Below are 15,929 nucleotides of genomic sequence, written 5' to 3'. Positions count from 1 at the left end.
GCGGGGTGGACAGCGCTCACGGCCGGGTGATCCGGACCCGGTAGTTTCCGTCCGCGTCCTTCGACAGCACGGATATACGTATACCGCTGGACCGGTCGGTGAACGTTTCGCCCGGTTCGAAGGGGGCGTCGGAGAGTTCCGCGTGGACGTTGGGCAGCCGGGTGCAGCCGCCGCTGTCCTCGGTGCTGTCCGCGACGGATATCGGTCCCTGGCCGGTGTCGACGTCGCTGCTCACCTTGTATATGAGGACTCCGGGCCGGCAGATCGCGTCGTCGTTGCCCGCTGCGGTCCGCACCTCGATCGCGTAGCCGGACTGGGCGCTCAGCGGAACGAAGGCCAGTTTCGGTCCCCCCGCGGTGGCCAGCGGCCCGATCGTGTGTTCACTGGTGCCGGGCGTGGCGGCGCAGCTGACCTGGTCGTTGTCGAGCCAGCCGAGCTTCCACTTGTGCCAGCCCAGAAGGTCGTTGTTGGCCCCCCAGTCCTCGGACATGATGTCCCAGTGGCCCACGGAGCCGCCGCCCTCGAGCGTGTAGAGGTCCGGCAGCCCGAAGACGTGGCCGTTCTCGTGGGGCAGGACCCGGTAGCCGGTCTCCGCGTACGACCCCGACCCGTCGTCCTGGCGGCTGTAGATGAAGGACGTGTTGGAGAGCGGCACCCCGTCGGCGAAGGGGGCGTCGTCGTTGCCGGAGAAGGTCACCGAGAGCACCGTGTCCAGAGCCGACGGGCCGGCGTTCGGGGTGACCAGTACGTTGACCAGGTCGTATGCGGAGAAGTCGACCTTCGGGTCGGCCACCCGCACGAGGTCCTTGACGAGCTTGCGGTAGCCCGGTTCGTACGGGGAGCCGCGTTCTATCCCGTACTCGGAGAACGGCAGTGGCATCCGCAGCCAGTCCTTCAGGGGTGCCTGGGGCTCGTAGGTGAGACGGCCGTAGGAACTGGTGCGGAACCATTCGGCGGTCTGGGGAAAGAATTCGGCGAGCCGGTCCGCAGCCGGTTCCGTCGCCTGGGCGTCCGGGAAGTCGATCATCAGGTTGAGGGCTGTGAGCCGACCGGTCGAACGCGCGTACCCGGGTGGTGTCGGCATGCCCTCCGACATCTGCACACCCATGGTCGCGGGTATCCGGCACGGGCCGAGGCCGGTTCCCTGAGGCGCGGCCACGGGGCCGGCGGCGGCGCGGCCAGGGATGTGCAGTGTGGAGCTGGCCGAGGCCATGGTCGCCACGACCAGGGCCGTCGCGCCGGCGAGTGCGAGGGGGCGACGGCATCTGCGTATCCGGCGGCGGGGTGTCTGCATAGGGCATCGCCTTCGGGGCCGCGGCAACCGGCCGGCCCCGGCTGCTCTCTGGCGATCAGCCTGTGCCGGACGGTGGACCTCCGCTCGCTGGGTGCGCCCGATGGAGGGGTTCTCTCCCGGAGAATGTGTGACTCGGGTCACAATGAGGTGGGAAATAACCGGGGATCCTTTCCCCGTTTGCACCTGTGTCCTCGTGAAACGGGGAAACGATCCCCGGTTGTACCGGCCGAGGGGCCGTCCGCACTCAGTAACGAAAGGTCGCAGTCGTGGAGACCGTCGCCGACACCGTCGCCTGTGCCGCGCACCGCCGTACGTCCCGTCCGCGGGCCGACGCGCTGCGCAACCGCGAGCGCATCGTGACGGCTGCCCGCGAGATGTTCGTCGAGTTCGGCCCGGACGTGCCGCTCGACGAGGTCGCCCGCCGGGCGGGAGTCGGCAATGCCACGCTCTACCGGAACTTTCCCGACAGGACCGCCCTGACCCACGAGGTCGTCCTCGCGGTGACCTCTCGCACCACGGAACGCGCGGAAGAGGCCGTCGCCGCGGAGGCCGATCCCTTCGCCGCTCTCAGCCGCTTCGTGCACGCCGCGGCCGACGAGCGGATCGGCGCCCTGTGCCCGATGCTGTCGGGCGGCTTCGACAAGGACCATCCCGAACTGCTCGCCGAGCGCCGACGCCTCGAAGAGGCCGTCGAAGGGCTCGTGGAGCGCGCCATGTCCGCAGGGCGTCTGCGTACCGACATCGCCGTCGGTGACGTACTCGTCGCCCTTTCCCAGCTCACCCGGCCGTTGCCCGGCATCGCCTGCCCGGACATCGACCGGTTCACCCACCGTCATCTGCAGCTCTTCCTGGACGGCCTGGAAACCCCGGCCCGCTCCACGCTGCCCGGATCGGCGGCGACATTGGAGGTTCTGCGCCGCGGGCACTGACACCCGTGGCACCGGATACCCGACAGATCACCGACCTGAGCGGCCTGCGGCCCCGACCTGGCAACAGGCACCTACCTGACCGGCAGGTCCTGTCGTGAGTTCCTGCGCCCTGCGCCGCGACGGCTTGGTACCGGTGCGTCCGTCCTGACGTCCGGTGCGCGGCTCGCCGCCGACGAAGCCGAACTCGCGACCTCCCGACCTCCCCCGTTCCTCACCGGCTCCCGCTTCTCGCACCAGATCCCTCGCCCCTCGGTCTACTCGATCACCTCGACCTCTCGAATTCCTCCCGACTCCTCGCGGCCCTTCACGCCCACGCGCGCCCTTAGGTGGCTACTTCCATGTCGAAAACAGCCGACACCCGGCTTCCGGACCCCAGTCGCTGGAAAGCACTGGCCTTCATAGCCCTCGCTCAGCTGATGGTCGTGCTCGACGCGACCATCGTGAACATCGCCCTGCCGTCGGCCCAGACGGACCTCGGTATCTCCGAGGGGAACAAGCAGTGGGTCATCACCGCCTACGCGCTCGCGTTCGGCGGACTCCTGCTCTTCGGCGGACGCATCGCCGACCTCTGGGGCCGTAAGCGCACCTTCGTGGTCGGCCTGCTCGGCTTCGCGGCGGCCTCCGCGCTCGGTGGCGCCGCGCAGGGCGAGGCGATGATGTTCGGCTCCCGGGCTCTGCAGGGCGCCTTCGGCGCACTGCTCGCCCCGGCGGCCCTGTCGCTGCTCGCGGTGATGTTCACCGACGCCAAGGAGCGCGCCAAGGCCTTCGGTATCTACGGGGCCATCGCCGGTGGCGGTGGCGCGGTCGGCCTGATCCTGGGCGGCTTCCTCACCGAGTACCTGAACTGGCGCTGGACGTTCTTCGTCAACATCCCGTTCGCCATCGTCGCGGCCGCAGGCGCCTACTTCGTCATCCGTGAGCCGGCCGGTGGCCGCAACCGCTCGCCGCTCGACGTGCCCGGCGTCGCTCTCTCCACCCTCGGCCTGGTCGCGCTGGTCTACGGTTTCACCCGCGCCGAATCGGCCGGCTGGTCCGACTCGCTGACCGTCGGCATGTTCATCGCCGCCGCCGTACTGCTCGCGGCCTTCGTGGTGACCGAGTCGCGCGTGTCCTCGCCGCTGCTGCCCCTGCGCGTCCTGACCGAGCGCAATCGTGGAGGCGTGTACCTGTCGCTGGGCCTCGCCATCATCGCGATGTTCGGGCTCTTCCTCTTCCTGACGTACTACCTGCAGGTCGCCAAGGGTTACTCGCCGGTCAAGACCGGCTTCGCCTTCCTCCCGATGATCGCGGGAATGATCACCGGGTCCACCCAGATCGGCGCCCGGCTGATGACCCGCGTTCCGCCGCGGCTGCTGATGGGCCCCGGTTTCCTGGTGGCCGCGATCGGGATGCTGCTGCTGACCCAGCTGGAGGTCGACACCTCGTACGCGAGCGTCATCCTGCCGGGACAGCTGCTGCTGGGTCTGGGTATGGGCACGGCGTTCATGCCGGCCATGTCGCTGGCCACGCACGGCATCGAACCGCGTGACGCGGGTGTGGCCTCCGCGATGGTGAACACCTCGCAGCAGGTCGGTGGCGCCATCGGTACGGCTCTTCTCAACACCATCGCCGCCGGTGCCACCACCGCCTACATCGCCGACCACGCAGCCGGCGCCACAGACCCGAAGCTGCTCCAGCTCCAGGCCATGGTCAGCGGCTTCGCCAGTGCCATCTGGTGGGCGGTCGGCATCCTCGTCGCCGCCTCGGTGATCGCGGCGACGCTGATCAACACCGGGCGTCCGGGAAGCGGAGCGGCCGGCCGGTCCGACGGCTCCGGGGACCTCGCGGACGGCCTCGAGGACGAGTTCATGATCCCGGTCGTCGCGCACTGAGCACTGACGAGCGGATGAAGCCTGACCGCGGTGACGGCCGCGAAGCCTGACCGCGGGCGAAAGGTGTGAAGCCCGACCGTCGGTGATCTGCCCTGGTTCCGCTCAGCGGAGCCAGGGCAGATCCGCGTCCGTGCCCTCCGGCTGCAGTCCGGTAGCGATGACCTGCATGATCTCGCCGAGGCTGCGCACCTGTTCCGGGGTGAGCCGGGAGAACATCGCCTGGCGGACCGCCTCGACGTGCCCCGGCGCCGACCGCGCGAGCATCTCGAAGCCCTCGTCGGTGAGGACCGCGTTCTGGCCGCGCTTGTCGGAGGGGCAGTCCTCGCGCCGGACCCAGCCGTTCTTCTCCAGCCGGGCGACGGCGTGGGAGAGCCGCGACCGGGTGATCTTGGCGTCCATGGCGAGCGCGGTCATCCGCTTCTGGTGCCGGGGAGCCCGGGAGAGCTGGACGAGGAGCCCGTAGTAGATGTGCGGCATGCCGGCGTCGCGCTGCAACTGACGGTCGAGGTGATCCTCCATGAGGGTCGTGGCGTGCAGGTACGACCGCCAGACGCTCTGCTCTTCGTCGGTGAGCCATCGCGTCTCACCGGTGGGTGCCGTGGTCATGGACTCCACTGTACGACCTTTTCTTGAAAGTTGAACTAGATAGGGCTAAGGTCTCCGGTAGTAGGAACTTGAAGGTTCAAAGAGATGATCTGTCGCATCCCGGTGCTTACGACACGCGCCCCTGCCGGTGCGCCTGTGGAGAGCACTTACCTCGATCGGCAGAGGAATGGGAGTGCCATGACCGCCGCCACCGAGCGCATGCCCGCCCTCTACCTCTCCCACGGGGCCCCGCCCCTGGCCGACGACCCGGTCTGGCCGGCCGAGCTCGCCGCCTGGTCCGCCGGCCTGCCCCGCCCCAAGGCGATCCTGATGGTCTCCGCGCACTGGGAGGAGGCCCCGCTCGCCCTCGGCGCCACCGAGCCCGTGCCGCTCGTGTACGACTTCTGGGGCTTCCCGGAGCACTACTACCAGGTGCGGTACGCCGCCCCGGGTGCCCCGAAGCTCGCGGAGGACGTCCGTAAGCTCCTGCGTGGCGCCGGTACCCCGGTCCAGGACATTCCGGACCGCGGCCTCGACCACGGGGCGTACGTCCCCCTGGTCGAGATGTTCCCGGCCGCCGACATCCCGGTTCTCCAGATCTCCATGCCGACGCTCGACCCGCAGAAGCTGATGGACATCGGGCGCAAGCTCGCTCCGCTCCGTGACGAGGGCGTGCTGATCGTCGGCAGCGGCTTCTTCACGCACAACCTGGCCGCGCTGCGCCACGCAGGCGGCGGTACTCCCGGCTGGTCGGCGGAGTTCGACGACTGGGGGAACCGGGCCCTGCAGGCGCAGGACATCGACTCCCTGCTGGACTTCGAGCACACCTCGCCCGCCGGCCGGCTGGCCCACCCCCGTACCGAGCACTTCGCACCGCTCTTCGTGACGCTGGGCGCGGCCGAGGGCGAGCTCGGGCAGGGGCGCAGCGTCATCGAGGGCTTCTGGATGGGCCTGGCCAAGCGTTCGGTCCAGTTCGGCTGAGCATCGGCTTCGCGTACCGGGCGACGTCCCGGTACCGGCCGGATGCGCGGCCCACTTCCCTGTACGTACCGACGTGGCGGAAGCCGAAGGCGTCGTGCAGCCGGGCCGACGCCTCGTTCGGCTGCACGATCGCGGCGTAGGCGCGGTGGACGTCCTCGCCGGCCGGCGCCCCGAAGGGCCCGGTGCGGAGAAGTGTGCCGCCGCCGGGACCGGTCACACCGGCTGTGCGGTAGACGCTCACCTCCGCCGGTGTGCTGTGTGCCGCCTTGGGGCGGTAGGGGCCGCTGGTGGCATGGCAGGCGATCGCGGGCGCTAGGCGCTCCGGGCAACCGGAAGGCGATGCGCACCGTCTTGCTGGTGGGTGGGAACGCAACCGGGGCAGGCGCTCCCGGGCCGTGAACGCGGTCGTGTCGAATGTGAGCGCTGTCTCACGGACGTCATGGTCGTGGATGCCCGTCAGCGCCTCCGGAGCGGCCTCCGGTCCCGGCCTGACCTGCGCTTCTGTGGGTATCTGCGCCATCTGTCCTCCTGCTGGGGCGGACAGGGTACTGCATGATCTCGAAAGTGACCGGCCGCCGTGGGAATTCTGTCCGGATTCCAGTCGTTGTTTCCATCGGATGCAGGGCACCCGGGAGGGTGTCGCAACCTACTCAGCAAGGGAGCACGCATGGCAACCCGTGCCGTCGCCCGTCGTTCGTCCGCCGCTACCGGCGGGACCGACCGGGCCAGCAGTGTTCGCGCCGGTAGCGGGGAGATCGCCGACCGCGACCTGGTCGGCATGTACCTGGACGAGATCGCCCGCACACCGCTGCTCGACGCCGCCAAGGAGGTCGAGCTGTCGCAGACGATCGAGGCGGGTGTCTACGCCCAGCAGATCCTCCACGGTGAGGTGGAGAGCGAGGCCGGTGGCGCGACGCGTGAGGAGTTGGAGGCGCTGGTCGCCGAGAGCGAGCGCGCGAAGGACGTGTTCATCCGTTCCAACCTCCGACTCGTCGTTGCCGTGGCCCGGCGCTATCCGAGAGCGGGGCTGCCGCTGCTCGACCTGATCCAGGAGGGCAACGCCGGCCTGGTGCGCGCGGTCGAGAAGTTCGACTACGCCAAGGGGTTCAAGTTCTCCACGTACGCGACGTGGTGGATCCGGCAGGCCATCACCCGTTCCATCGCCGACCAGTCCCGCACCATCCGGCTCCCCGTCCACCTGGTGGAGGAGCTGGGCCGGATCCGGCGCGTGCAGCGCGAGTTCAACCGTGAGCACGGGCGCGACCCGGAGCACGCGGAGATCGCCGCCGAGCTCGACTCCAATGCGGAGCGCGTCGGCAACGTCCTGGACTGGGCACGTGACCCCGTCAGCCTGAACATGTCGGTGGACGACGACGGCGACACGCAGTTCGGTGATCTGCTGGAGGACACCTCCGCCGTATCTCCCGAGCAGTCCGTGATGACGCTGCTGCGCAGCGAGGAGCTCGAGGACCTGATCGGCAAGCTCGACAACCGGACCGCCTCCATCATCCGCATGCGCTACGGCATCGAGGACGGGCGCGAGCGGACCCTCACCGAGGTGGGCAAGCAGCACGGTCTGACCCGGGAGCGGATCCGTCAGATCGAGAAGCACGCTCTGCTCGAATTGAAACGAATGGCTCACGACACGGGCTTTGACGCTGCGGCGTGAGCCGATAACCCGTAATCTCCCCATGTAGCCGGTTCGCACCGGCCCGACGACCGGTCTCCTTCCGGTCCCCTGAGCTGAGTCCCGGCGTCCACCCCCCCCCGGCGCCGGGGCTCATTCATTTCCGCGCGGCTCCGGTCGTGGCAGGCGGGGCGGTCGCCGACCCGGACCGGGAGGAGGCGGCGCGGGTCAGGCGGGCGCCCAGGCCCCTCAGGTGCTCCACCAGCTGCGCCGGACCGTGTACCTCGAAATCGCAGTCCACCAGGGCCAGCCGCAGCGCCACCCACTCCAGCGAGTCGGAGGAGACCGTGCGCAGCCGGCAGCTCTGCTCGCCCGTGGGTTCCACCGCCCCGAGGATCGAGGGCAGCCGTGCGGTCACGAAGCCCGCTGGGGCCCGGAACGTCACGTCGAGGTGAACTTCGGGCTGTGCGCGTGACATCGACCGGGCGAAGAACTCCGCCGCGTCCCCGCTCTCGGACGGCAGCTCACGCGGGGTGAAGCGTGACCCCGTGGCGAACGGCTCGCTCACCCGGTCCACCCTGAAGGTGCGCCAGTCCTCGCGGTCCATGTCGTACGCCACGAGATACCAGCGGCTTCCCGTGCTCACCAGCCGGTACGGCTCGGTCTGCCGCCTGGAGGCGGTGCCGTCCCCCGAGCGGTAGGCGAAGCGGAGCCGTTCCCGGCCGGTGACCGCCGAGGCGATCGCCGTGAGCGTACGGGGGTCTATGGTCGCGCCGTCCCCGCGGGTGAGCGGCACGGTGGCGTTCTGGAGGGTCGAGACCCGGCGGCGCAACCGGGACGGAAGGACCTGCTCCAGCTTGGCCAGCGCCCGTACGGACGCCTCGTCGACGCCCTCGATGGCGTGACCGGCCCCGGCCCGCAGGCCCACGGCGATGGCCACCGCCTCCTCGTCGTCCAGGAGGAGCGGCGGCATGGCGCTGCCCGCGACCAGGCGGTAGCCGCCGATCGAACCACGCGTGGCCTCGACGGGATAGCCCAGGTCGCGGAGCCGGCCGATGTCGCGGCGGATGGTACGGGGGGTGACGTCGAGCCGTTCGGCGAGTTCGCTGCCCGGCCACTCGCGCGGTGTCTGGAGGAGCGACAGCAGATTCAGCAGCCGTGCCGGGGTATCGGTCATGGCTCAAGAATGCCCGTCCATTAGGTCATTATCTGACCTGTTGGGCCTCTAGCTTCTCCCCATGACTTCTTCCGAATCTCCGCCGGCCACGGCAGCCGCCCACATGCCTTCACCAGGGACGGCTGCCCCGCAGGGCCCGGCGGACCGGCGCCGCTGGCTGGCGCTCGCGATCGTGATGACCGCGGCCTTCATGGACCTGGTCGACGTCACCATCGTCAACATCGCCATCCCGAGCATCAGGCGGGACACCGGCGCCTCGTTCACGTCGATCCAGTGGATCACCGCCGGATACGCGTTGGCCTTCGCGGCCGGTCTGATCACGGGCGGTCGGCTCGGTGACATCTACGGCCGCAAGCGGCTCTTCCTGATCGGCATCGGCGGCTTCACGATCGCCTCCGCCCTCTGCGGCTTCGCCGTGAACCCGGAGATGCTGGTCGCCTCGCGCATCCTGCAGGGCGGCATGGCCGCGCTGATGGTGCCGCAGGTGCTGTCGATCGTCCATGCGACCTTCCCGGCGCACGAGCGCGGCAAGGTCTTCGGGCTCTTCGGCGCGATCGTGGGGCTCGGCGCGGTGTCCGGGCCGCTGCTGGGCGCACTGCTCACCGAGTGGAACCTCTTCGGTCTCGAGTGGCGGCCGATCTTCCTGATCAACTTGCCGGTCGGCATCGCCGGGCTGCTGCTCGGGCGCGCGTTCATCAGCGAGTCCAAGGCGCCGAAGGCCCTCCGGCTGGACCTCGTCGGGGTGGCACTGGTGACCCTCGGCCTCCTCATGCTGCTCTACCCGCTGACCCGGGGACGCGAGCTGGGCTGGCCGCTGTGGGGATACGTGTCGATGGCCGCCGGCCTCCTTGTGTTCGCCGCTCTGGTCGCGTTCGAGCGACGCAAGGCGCTGCGGGACGGCTCGCCGCTCATCGAACTGTCACTGTTCCAGGTGAAGAGCTTCGCGGCGGGCACCGCGGTGCAGTTGACCTTCGGGGTCGCGCTCGGCATCTTCTTCCTGGTCTGGACGCTCTACCTGCAGATGGGCCTCGGCTGGAGCGCCCTGAGAGCCGGATCGACGGGGATCCCGTTCTCGGTCGCGGTGTCGTGCGCCGCCGGTGTCTCCGTACAGAAGCTGGTGCCCCGTTTCGGCCGCAAGGTGCTGCAGGCGGGCGCGCTGCTGATGATCGCCGGGCTGCTGCTCTACATCGAGGAAGCCGGACGTCACGGACTGGAGATCACTCCGTGGCAGATGGCTCCGCCGCTGGTCGTCATGGGCGTGGGCATGGGACTGATCGTGGCTCCGCTGACGGACGCGGTGCTCTCGGACGTGCCGAAGCAGCACGCCGGGTCGGCGTCGGGGCTCATCAACACCGTCCAGCAGATGGGCACGGCGCTGGGGCTCGGCCTTGTGTCCGTCGTCTTCTTCGGTTCCGTCAGCGACAACCTTCCGCCGGAGGCTGCGGGTCCGGCGTTCGTGGACGCGTTCCAGCGGTCGCTGTGGTGGGTGGCCGGGGTGCTCGCAGTGATCTTCCTCGTCATGTTCGCCCTGCCGGCCAGGCCCCGGACGCACCTGGAGGGCGGCGAGGACGACGCTGCTCCGGAAACGGCCGGGACGACCTCGAAGGAGCTTTCGCCGACGGGCTGACCAGGCGCCGGGCGCGGCCGTTACGGCGCCCGGCTGTGCCTGCTCACCGTCCGGCCCGCAGTGTCCCGAGGTTCCGGGACGCTGCGGGCCGGACGGTTCGCCTGCGGGCGCCTGGGGCGGTCAGCAGATTCGGGTGCGGTTCTCCATGGCCCGGCGGGCGGCCTGCTCGTCGCCGTACACCTCGCACATGTGGCGGCCGTCGGGCGTCGCTGTGTGCTCGACCTCCCACAGGCTCGTCTCGCTGCCGTCCAGGAGGAGGAAAGCGTGCTCGTAGAGCGTGAATCCCGCGTCCCGGCCGCCGATACGGCACTGGCGCCCGAAGACCTGGGTGATGTGGTGGGCGAAGGCGGCCCGCAGCAGCCGTGCCGTCTCGGCCCCCGGCCTGTCGCTGTTCTCCGCCCGGCGCAGGACCCGGCGGGCGTGGTCCGCGGACTTGTCCTGGGCGTACATGCGGGGCAGCGGGGCCGGGGGAAAGGCGGTCAGCAGCGTGAGGGGCTCCAGGTCCGTCTGCGAGGCGTCGTCGGCGAGGGCCCGGGTCTCCAGGAAACCGCCGGCCAGCCGGGCGGCGGCGATCTGGGCGTCGCCCTCGATGTCGTACAGCTCGTGGCGGCGGGGCGCGTCGGCGTCCCGGCCGCTGCCGTGCACCAGCTCCCACAGGGTCAGGGCGGAACCGTCGGCCAGCAGGAACGTGTGCCGGTACGTCTCGCGGTGGAGCGCGGAGCTGTGATGGGAGGAGTGCAGCGAACTGCTGTGCGTCAGTGCCGTCCCCAGCCGCTCCATGGTGGTGTCGGACAGATCGAAGGAGTTGAGGGCGCATCGCAGGAGTCGCTCGAGGTGCTGCTCGGTTGTCTCGTACGGATCGCTCAAGGTGCTGTCTCCAGGCCGTCGCCGCGCGTTACTCGATGCGTGCATAACGTAGTCCCTGGGTCGGACATCGTGACCGGGGTTCGCGAAAAACGTACCGCCCGGGTGAAAAGTTCCGGGCTCCTCAGGACGCCCCACGGTGATCGTCGTCCGGGGTGCCGTAGAGGTCGCTGTACGAGGGGAAGGCGCCGCCGGGGCCGTCTACTCCCCGGGCCGCCCTGACGGCCTTCACGACGGCCCGGGCCAGCGCGTCCGCTCCGGCGGCCAGAATGCCGTTCAGCGCGGCGGTGGGCTCTGGCGGCAACGGCAGCCGGCCGGTGGCCAGGGTGAAGACCGTGTCGCCGTCGGTCAGCAGATGTACCGGCCGGACGGCGCGCGCCAGACCGTCGTGCGCCGTGCCCGCGAGCTTCTGCGCCTGGGCGCGCGTGAGGACGGCGTCGGTGGCGACGACGGCGATCGTGGTGTTGAAGGGTCCCGCGCCGCGCCTCCGCCGGATATCCGCCAGGTGCCTGCGGGCCGCCTCGTGCGTCGCGGGTGCGGGCCGGACCGGCGTCTCGGCGGTCCCGTACTCGCCGTACAGGATCCCGGTCCGCGGGTCGAGGACGGAGCCGGCCGCGTTCACGACGGCCAGCGCGGCGACCGTGGTCCCGGACCGCAGCCGTACGCTCGCCGTGCCCACTCCGCCCTTGAGTTCCCCGGCGACGGCGCCCGTGCCGGCGCCCACCGAGCCTTCGGCGACCGGCGAGCCGGGCTCGGACGCGGCGGCGGCCTCCACCGCCGCGCGGCCGGTCGAGGAGTCCGGGCGGGCCCGCCACTCACCGCCCCGGCCGAGGTCGAAGAGGCAGGCCGCCGGCACGACCGGGACCACCTGGCCGGGGCCGGGGCCGACGGCCACGCCGCGGCCCTGCTCCTCCAGCCAGGCCATCACGCCGGAAGCGGCGTCCAGCCCGTAGGCGCTGCCGCCGGTGAGGACGACCGCGTCGACGCGCTGCACGAGGTTGCGCGGATCAAGGGCGTCCGTCTCCCTGGTGCCGGGTCCGCCACCCCGGACATCGACGGCTGCTGCGGCGCCACCCACGGGTGCGAGGACGACGGTGGTTCCGCTCAGGCTCCGGTTGCCGGGCACCCGGGCATGGCCCACGCGGATGCCGGCCACATCCGTCAGTGCGTCCAGCGGCCCTGAGGGGGGTTCGTCTTCGGGCGTGCGGGTTCCGGGCATGCGGGCACCTCCTGGTGTACGGCGGTCCGGCAGACCGTGGGTGGCCCGTGCCGTCCCCCAGGCGAACGTACAGCGGACCGCGCCGGGACCGGGAGACTGCCGGCCGAGTAGCCACTACGACGCCGGAACGAGGCGGCATCGGTTACCCGGGAGCCGCTGGGGCTGGGTCCCGTGGTGCCCGGCGCGCCCTGGCCGCATATGCGACGACGCGCTCACCCTCCCAGGGCTCAAAACCGGATCAGACGCCCTATTCGGACCTACGGTGGCGGAGTGACCGAGCCACCAGAAGCGCCCGCCGAAGCCGAACGGTCCGACCCCGGCGCGCACACCGACCCTCCCGGGGGACCGGATCTCCGGCAGCCCAGCCGTGGCTCCGCCGCCGTCGCGAGGGCGTGGGAAGCACTTCCGCGCTCCGTCAACGGCAGAGCGGCCCTGGCGGGCACAGTCGTCTCCGCCCTGCTGGTCCTCGCGATCGTCTTCGGCAGCCGGATGCTCCGCACCTTCGACTCCGCCCTCCTCCCGTACGCCGTGGCCAGCGTCTTCCTCGCCTTCGGCGTCGCCTACCGCTACACGGTCTGGGTGTCCGCCCCCGGCGCCCGGCGGCTCTTCGTCAACGGCTGGCGCAGCTTCTTCTCCGCCGAGAACTTCCGCCGGGCCCCCACTGCCCTGCCGAGGATGATCGCCACCTATCTCGGCTTCCAGAAGTTCCTCGGAGCCCGGTCGCACGCCCGCTGGGCGGCCCACCAACTGATCTTCTGGGGCTGCGTCCTCGCCGCGCTCATCACCTTCCCCCTCATCTGGGGCTGGTTCACCTTCACGTCGGGCACCGGCGCGGGGCCGGGCTACGAGATGCGCGTCTGGGGCTTCAAGATCCTCGGGTTCGACTCGCTGAACTTCCTCGGCTGGCTGATGTTCCACGGCCTGGACATCGCCGCCGTGCTGGTCATCCCCGGTGCCGCCTACTTCCTGTGGCGCCGGATGAAGGACCGCGGTGCCATGACCGGACAGCGCTTCGCCTATGACATGGTTCCGCTGCTGGCACTGATCATCATCTCCGTGACCGGCCTGCTGCTCACCTTCTCGTCGATTTTCCTGAAGGGCGGCGGCTACGGGTTCCTGGCGATCCTCCACATGGCGTCGGTGGTCTTCACCCTCATCTACATCCCGTTCGGAAAGTTCTTCCACATCGTGCAGCGGCCGGCGGCCGTCGGCATGCAGCTCTTCAAGTACACGTCGCAGCAGGACGACGAGGTCTTCGCCTGCCGGCGCTGTGAGGAGCCCATCGACACCGGTGCGTACCTGGAGAACCTGCGCGGCACCATGCGCGACCTGGAACTGGGCTTCGACCGATGGACCGAATACTGCCCGCGCTGCAAGCGGGTGCTGCGGGGCAACGCGTACCTCACCCAGGTGAAGAAGGGTTACAAGTGACGGCAGATCCACACGAAGCCGATCGTCCTGCGGTCGTCTCCCTCGACCCCACGATCGCGCCTCCGGGTTCCCAGGGGTTCCGTGACGCGGGCGGGATCCCGGCCGACAAGTGGCATGCCGACCAGCACGGCGAGACGCTGGTACCCACCCACTGCTGCTTCTGCGGCGTCCAGTGCGGCATGTACCTGCGAGTCGACCGGGGCGGCAAGGTCTTCGGTGTCGAACCCCGCAACCACGACATCAACCGCATGCGGCTCTGTCCCAAGGGCATCCACGCCTACCAGCAGGTCAACCACCCCGACCGGCTCACCGCCCCCCTCATGCGCCGCTCCCGCGACGAGGAACTGCAGGAGGTCTCCTGGGACGAGGCACTCGACTTCACGGTCTCCGAGATCAAGCGCATCCAGCTGTCCCACGGGAGGGACGCCTTCGGCGTCATCGGCGGCGCCAGTCTCTTCACCGAAAAGGCCTACCTCGTCGGCAAGTTCGCCCGGGTGGCACTCAGGACCCGGCACGTGGACTACAACGGCCGGCTCTGCATGGTCAGCGCCGCGGGCGCCAACAAGCTGGCCTTCAACATCGACCGGGCCGGCAATCCCTTCTCCGACATCCTGCTCACCGACTGCCTGCTGCTCGCCGGGGCCAACGTGGGCGAGTGCTTCCCCGTGCTGACCCAGTACGTCTGGGGGGCCCGGGACCGCGGAGCCACCCTGATCGTGGTCGACCCGCGCGAGACGGCGGTCGCGCGCACCGCCGACATCCATGTCGCGCTCAAGCCGGGCACCGATTCGGCCTTCTTCAACGCGGTGCTGCACGTGGTGATCGAGGAGGGCCTCACCGACGAGGCCTACCTCGCGGCCCACGCGACCGGCTGGCAGGAGGTCAAGGCCAACGTCGCCCAGTACCCACCGTCCCGCGCCGCCGAGATCTGCGGGATCCCCTCGGAGCAGGTCGTCCAGGTCGCCCGTGCCTTCGCCCGCGCGCCCAAGGCCATGGCCTTCCACGCCCGGGGCATCGAGCACCACACCCAGGGTGTGGAGAACTGCCTCTCCGTGATCAACCTCTGCACCGCCACCGGCCACATCGGCAAGCCCGGCGCCGGATACGGCACCCTTACGGGGCAGGGCAACGGCCAAGGGGGCCGCGAGCACGGGCAGAAGGCCGACCTGCTCCCCGGCGGACGCTCGATCCTCGACGAGGAACACCGCCGGCAGGTCTGCGAGATCTGGGGCATCGAGGAGTCCGAACTCCCGGCCGCCGGGACCTCGATGATGGAGATGGTGTGGCAGATGCGGCGCGGGGAGATCCGCGGCCTGATCGGCATCTGCAACAACCCCTTCGTCTCCCTCCCCAACTACGCCGTGGTCAAGGAGGGGTACGACGCCACCGAATTCCACGCCCAGTTCGACTTCTTCCTCTCCGAGACCGCGGCCAACGCGCACGTCGTCTTCCCCGTGACCGTCTGGGCCGAGGACGAGGGGGTGATGGCCAACGCCGAGGCCCGCGTCGTCAAGCACAACAAGGCACAGGAGCCGCCCCCCGGGGTACGGACCGACACCTGGGTGATGTGCGAGCTGGCCCGGCGCCTCGGCGAGGGCGACAGATTCGCCTTCGACCGGACCCGCGACGTCTTCGACGAACTGCGCCGGGCGTCCGCCGGCACGATCATCGACTATTCGGGCATCACCTACGAACGACTGGAGGAGACCGGCGGCATCTCCTGGCCGTGCCCTTCCACCGACCACCCCGGCACGCCCCGGCTGTTCGAGGACGGCACGACCTACCATGCCGACGGCAAGATCCATATGCAGGTCGTCGAGTGGCATCCGCCGGCCGACCCGTACGACGACGAACACCCGATGACGCTGACCACCGGACGCACCGTCGCCCACTTCCTCTCCGGCAACCAGACGCGACGGCTGGGCGGCCTCGTCGAGCAGACCCCGCGCCCGTGGGCGGAGGTCCACCCCTCCCACGGCTTCCGCAACGGTGAACCCGTCCGGGTCGTCACCCGGCGTGGCAGCGCGGTCTTCCCGGCCCTGGTGACCGAGGCGATCCGCCCTGACACCGTGTTCGTCCCCTACCACTGGCCCGTGCCCACGGCGGCGAACGCGCTCACCATCGACGCACTCGATCCTCGCTCGAAGATCCCCGAGTACAAGGTCTGCGCCTGCCGCGTCGAGCACGCCGGAGCGATCGACGAGGTCCCCGCGCCCCCGGTCGCGCCCGGCCACGTCGCCTACCCCGAGACCCAGGTCTCCCGTACCGACCCGTTGCCGCCCACGGCCCCGCAGGGCCGCGGCACCGCGGAGAGGGGCTGATGC

General features: G+C 70.1%; 12 protein-coding genes. 7 read left to right on the top strand and 5 right to left on the bottom strand.

The annotated features are described in order from the left end of the window. Positions 1-16: 16 nt before the first annotated feature. Positions 17-1,294 (bottom strand): M6 family metalloprotease domain-containing protein, encoded by a 1,278-nt coding sequence (locus ACH4VO_RS21260; protein ID WP_360987034.1) that lies wholly within the window; start codon positions 1,292-1,294, stop codon positions 17-19. Between the two features lie 266 nt (positions 1,295-1,560). Between ACH4VO_RS21260 and ACH4VO_RS21255 the strand changes: the two genes are divergently transcribed. Both ACH4VO_RS21255 and ACH4VO_RS21250 read left to right on the top strand, forming a co-directional pair. Further along, positions 1,561-2,223 (top strand): TetR/AcrR family transcriptional regulator, encoded by a 663-nt coding sequence (locus ACH4VO_RS21255; RefSeq protein WP_360987037.1) that lies wholly within the window; start codon positions 1,561-1,563, stop codon positions 2,221-2,223. 338 nt (positions 2,224-2,561) lie between these two features. Next, a complete protein-coding gene (locus ACH4VO_RS21250) occupies positions 2,562-4,094 on the top strand; it encodes an MFS transporter (protein ID WP_360987040.1) in 1,533 nt (510 codons plus the stop codon). Between the two features lie 102 nt (positions 4,095-4,196). Here ACH4VO_RS21250 and ACH4VO_RS21245 read toward each other — a convergent pair whose 3' ends face one another. After that, the gene (locus ACH4VO_RS21245; RefSeq protein WP_360987043.1) at positions 4,197-4,709 is read right to left on the bottom strand and encodes a MarR family transcriptional regulator; all 513 of its coding nucleotides are present in this window, start codon (positions 4,707-4,709) and stop codon (positions 4,197-4,199) included. 168 nt (positions 4,710-4,877) lie between these two features. Between ACH4VO_RS21245 and ACH4VO_RS21240 the strand changes: the two genes are divergently transcribed. Together ACH4VO_RS21240 and ACH4VO_RS21235 are read left to right on the top strand one after the other, a co-directional pair. Next, a complete protein-coding gene (locus ACH4VO_RS21240) occupies positions 4,878-5,660 on the top strand; it encodes a class III extradiol ring-cleavage dioxygenase (protein WP_360987046.1) in 783 nt (260 codons plus the stop codon). 667 nt (positions 5,661-6,327) lie between these two features. Next, complete coding sequence (locus ACH4VO_RS21235; RefSeq protein ID WP_360987049.1) at positions 6,328-7,329, top strand: sigma-70 family RNA polymerase sigma factor; 1,002 nt, start codon at positions 6,328-6,330, stop codon at positions 7,327-7,329. Positions 7,330-7,444: 115 nt separating this feature from the next. Here the strand turns inward: ACH4VO_RS21235 and ACH4VO_RS21230 are convergent, their stop codons facing one another. Continuing rightward, positions 7,445-8,464 carry a YafY family protein gene (locus ACH4VO_RS21230; RefSeq protein WP_360987052.1) on the bottom strand — a complete coding sequence of 340 codons (1,020 nt, stop codon included), beginning with the start codon at positions 8,462-8,464 and terminating at the stop codon, positions 7,445-7,447. A gap of 61 nt (positions 8,465-8,525) precedes the next feature. Here ACH4VO_RS21230 and ACH4VO_RS21225 point away from each other — a divergent pair, with 61 nt between their 5' ends. Continuing rightward, a complete protein-coding gene (locus ACH4VO_RS21225) occupies positions 8,526-10,091 on the top strand; it encodes an MFS transporter (RefSeq protein ID WP_398441148.1) in 1,566 nt (521 codons plus the stop codon). A gap of 120 nt (positions 10,092-10,211) precedes the next feature. Here ACH4VO_RS21225 and ACH4VO_RS21220 read toward each other — a convergent pair whose 3' ends face one another. Both ACH4VO_RS21220 and ACH4VO_RS21215 read right to left on the bottom strand, forming a co-directional pair. Then, positions 10,212-10,958 (bottom strand): DUF6227 family protein, encoded by a 747-nt coding sequence (locus ACH4VO_RS21220; protein WP_360987055.1) that lies wholly within the window; start codon positions 10,956-10,958, stop codon positions 10,212-10,214. 121 nt (positions 10,959-11,079) lie between these two features. Beyond that, entirely contained in the window at positions 11,080-12,174 is a 1,095-nt protein-coding gene (locus tag ACH4VO_RS21215) for a P1 family peptidase (protein WP_360987058.1), read from the bottom strand. A 270-nt stretch (positions 12,175-12,444) separates the two neighbouring features. Between ACH4VO_RS21215 and ACH4VO_RS21210 the strand changes: the two genes are divergently transcribed. After that, positions 12,445-13,605, top strand: a complete 1,161-nt coding sequence (locus ACH4VO_RS21210; RefSeq protein ID WP_360987061.1) for an MFS transporter — start codon at positions 12,445-12,447, stop codon at positions 13,603-13,605. Beyond that, the gene (locus ACH4VO_RS21205; protein ID WP_360987064.1) at positions 13,602-15,926 is read left to right on the top strand and encodes a molybdopterin oxidoreductase family protein; all 2,325 of its coding nucleotides are present in this window, start codon (positions 13,602-13,604) and stop codon (positions 15,924-15,926) included. Before ACH4VO_RS21210 ends, ACH4VO_RS21205 begins: the two co-directional genes overlap by 4 nt. The last annotated feature ends 3 nt before the right edge of the window (positions 15,927-15,929 follow it).

Source organism: Streptomyces sp. NPDC020780 (assembly GCF_044334475.1).
Lineage (GTDB): Bacteria > Actinomycetota > Actinomycetes > Streptomycetales > Streptomycetaceae > Streptomyces.
Note: the sequence above shows the minus strand (reverse complement) of the source record. Positions and strands in the feature narration are given on the sequence as shown.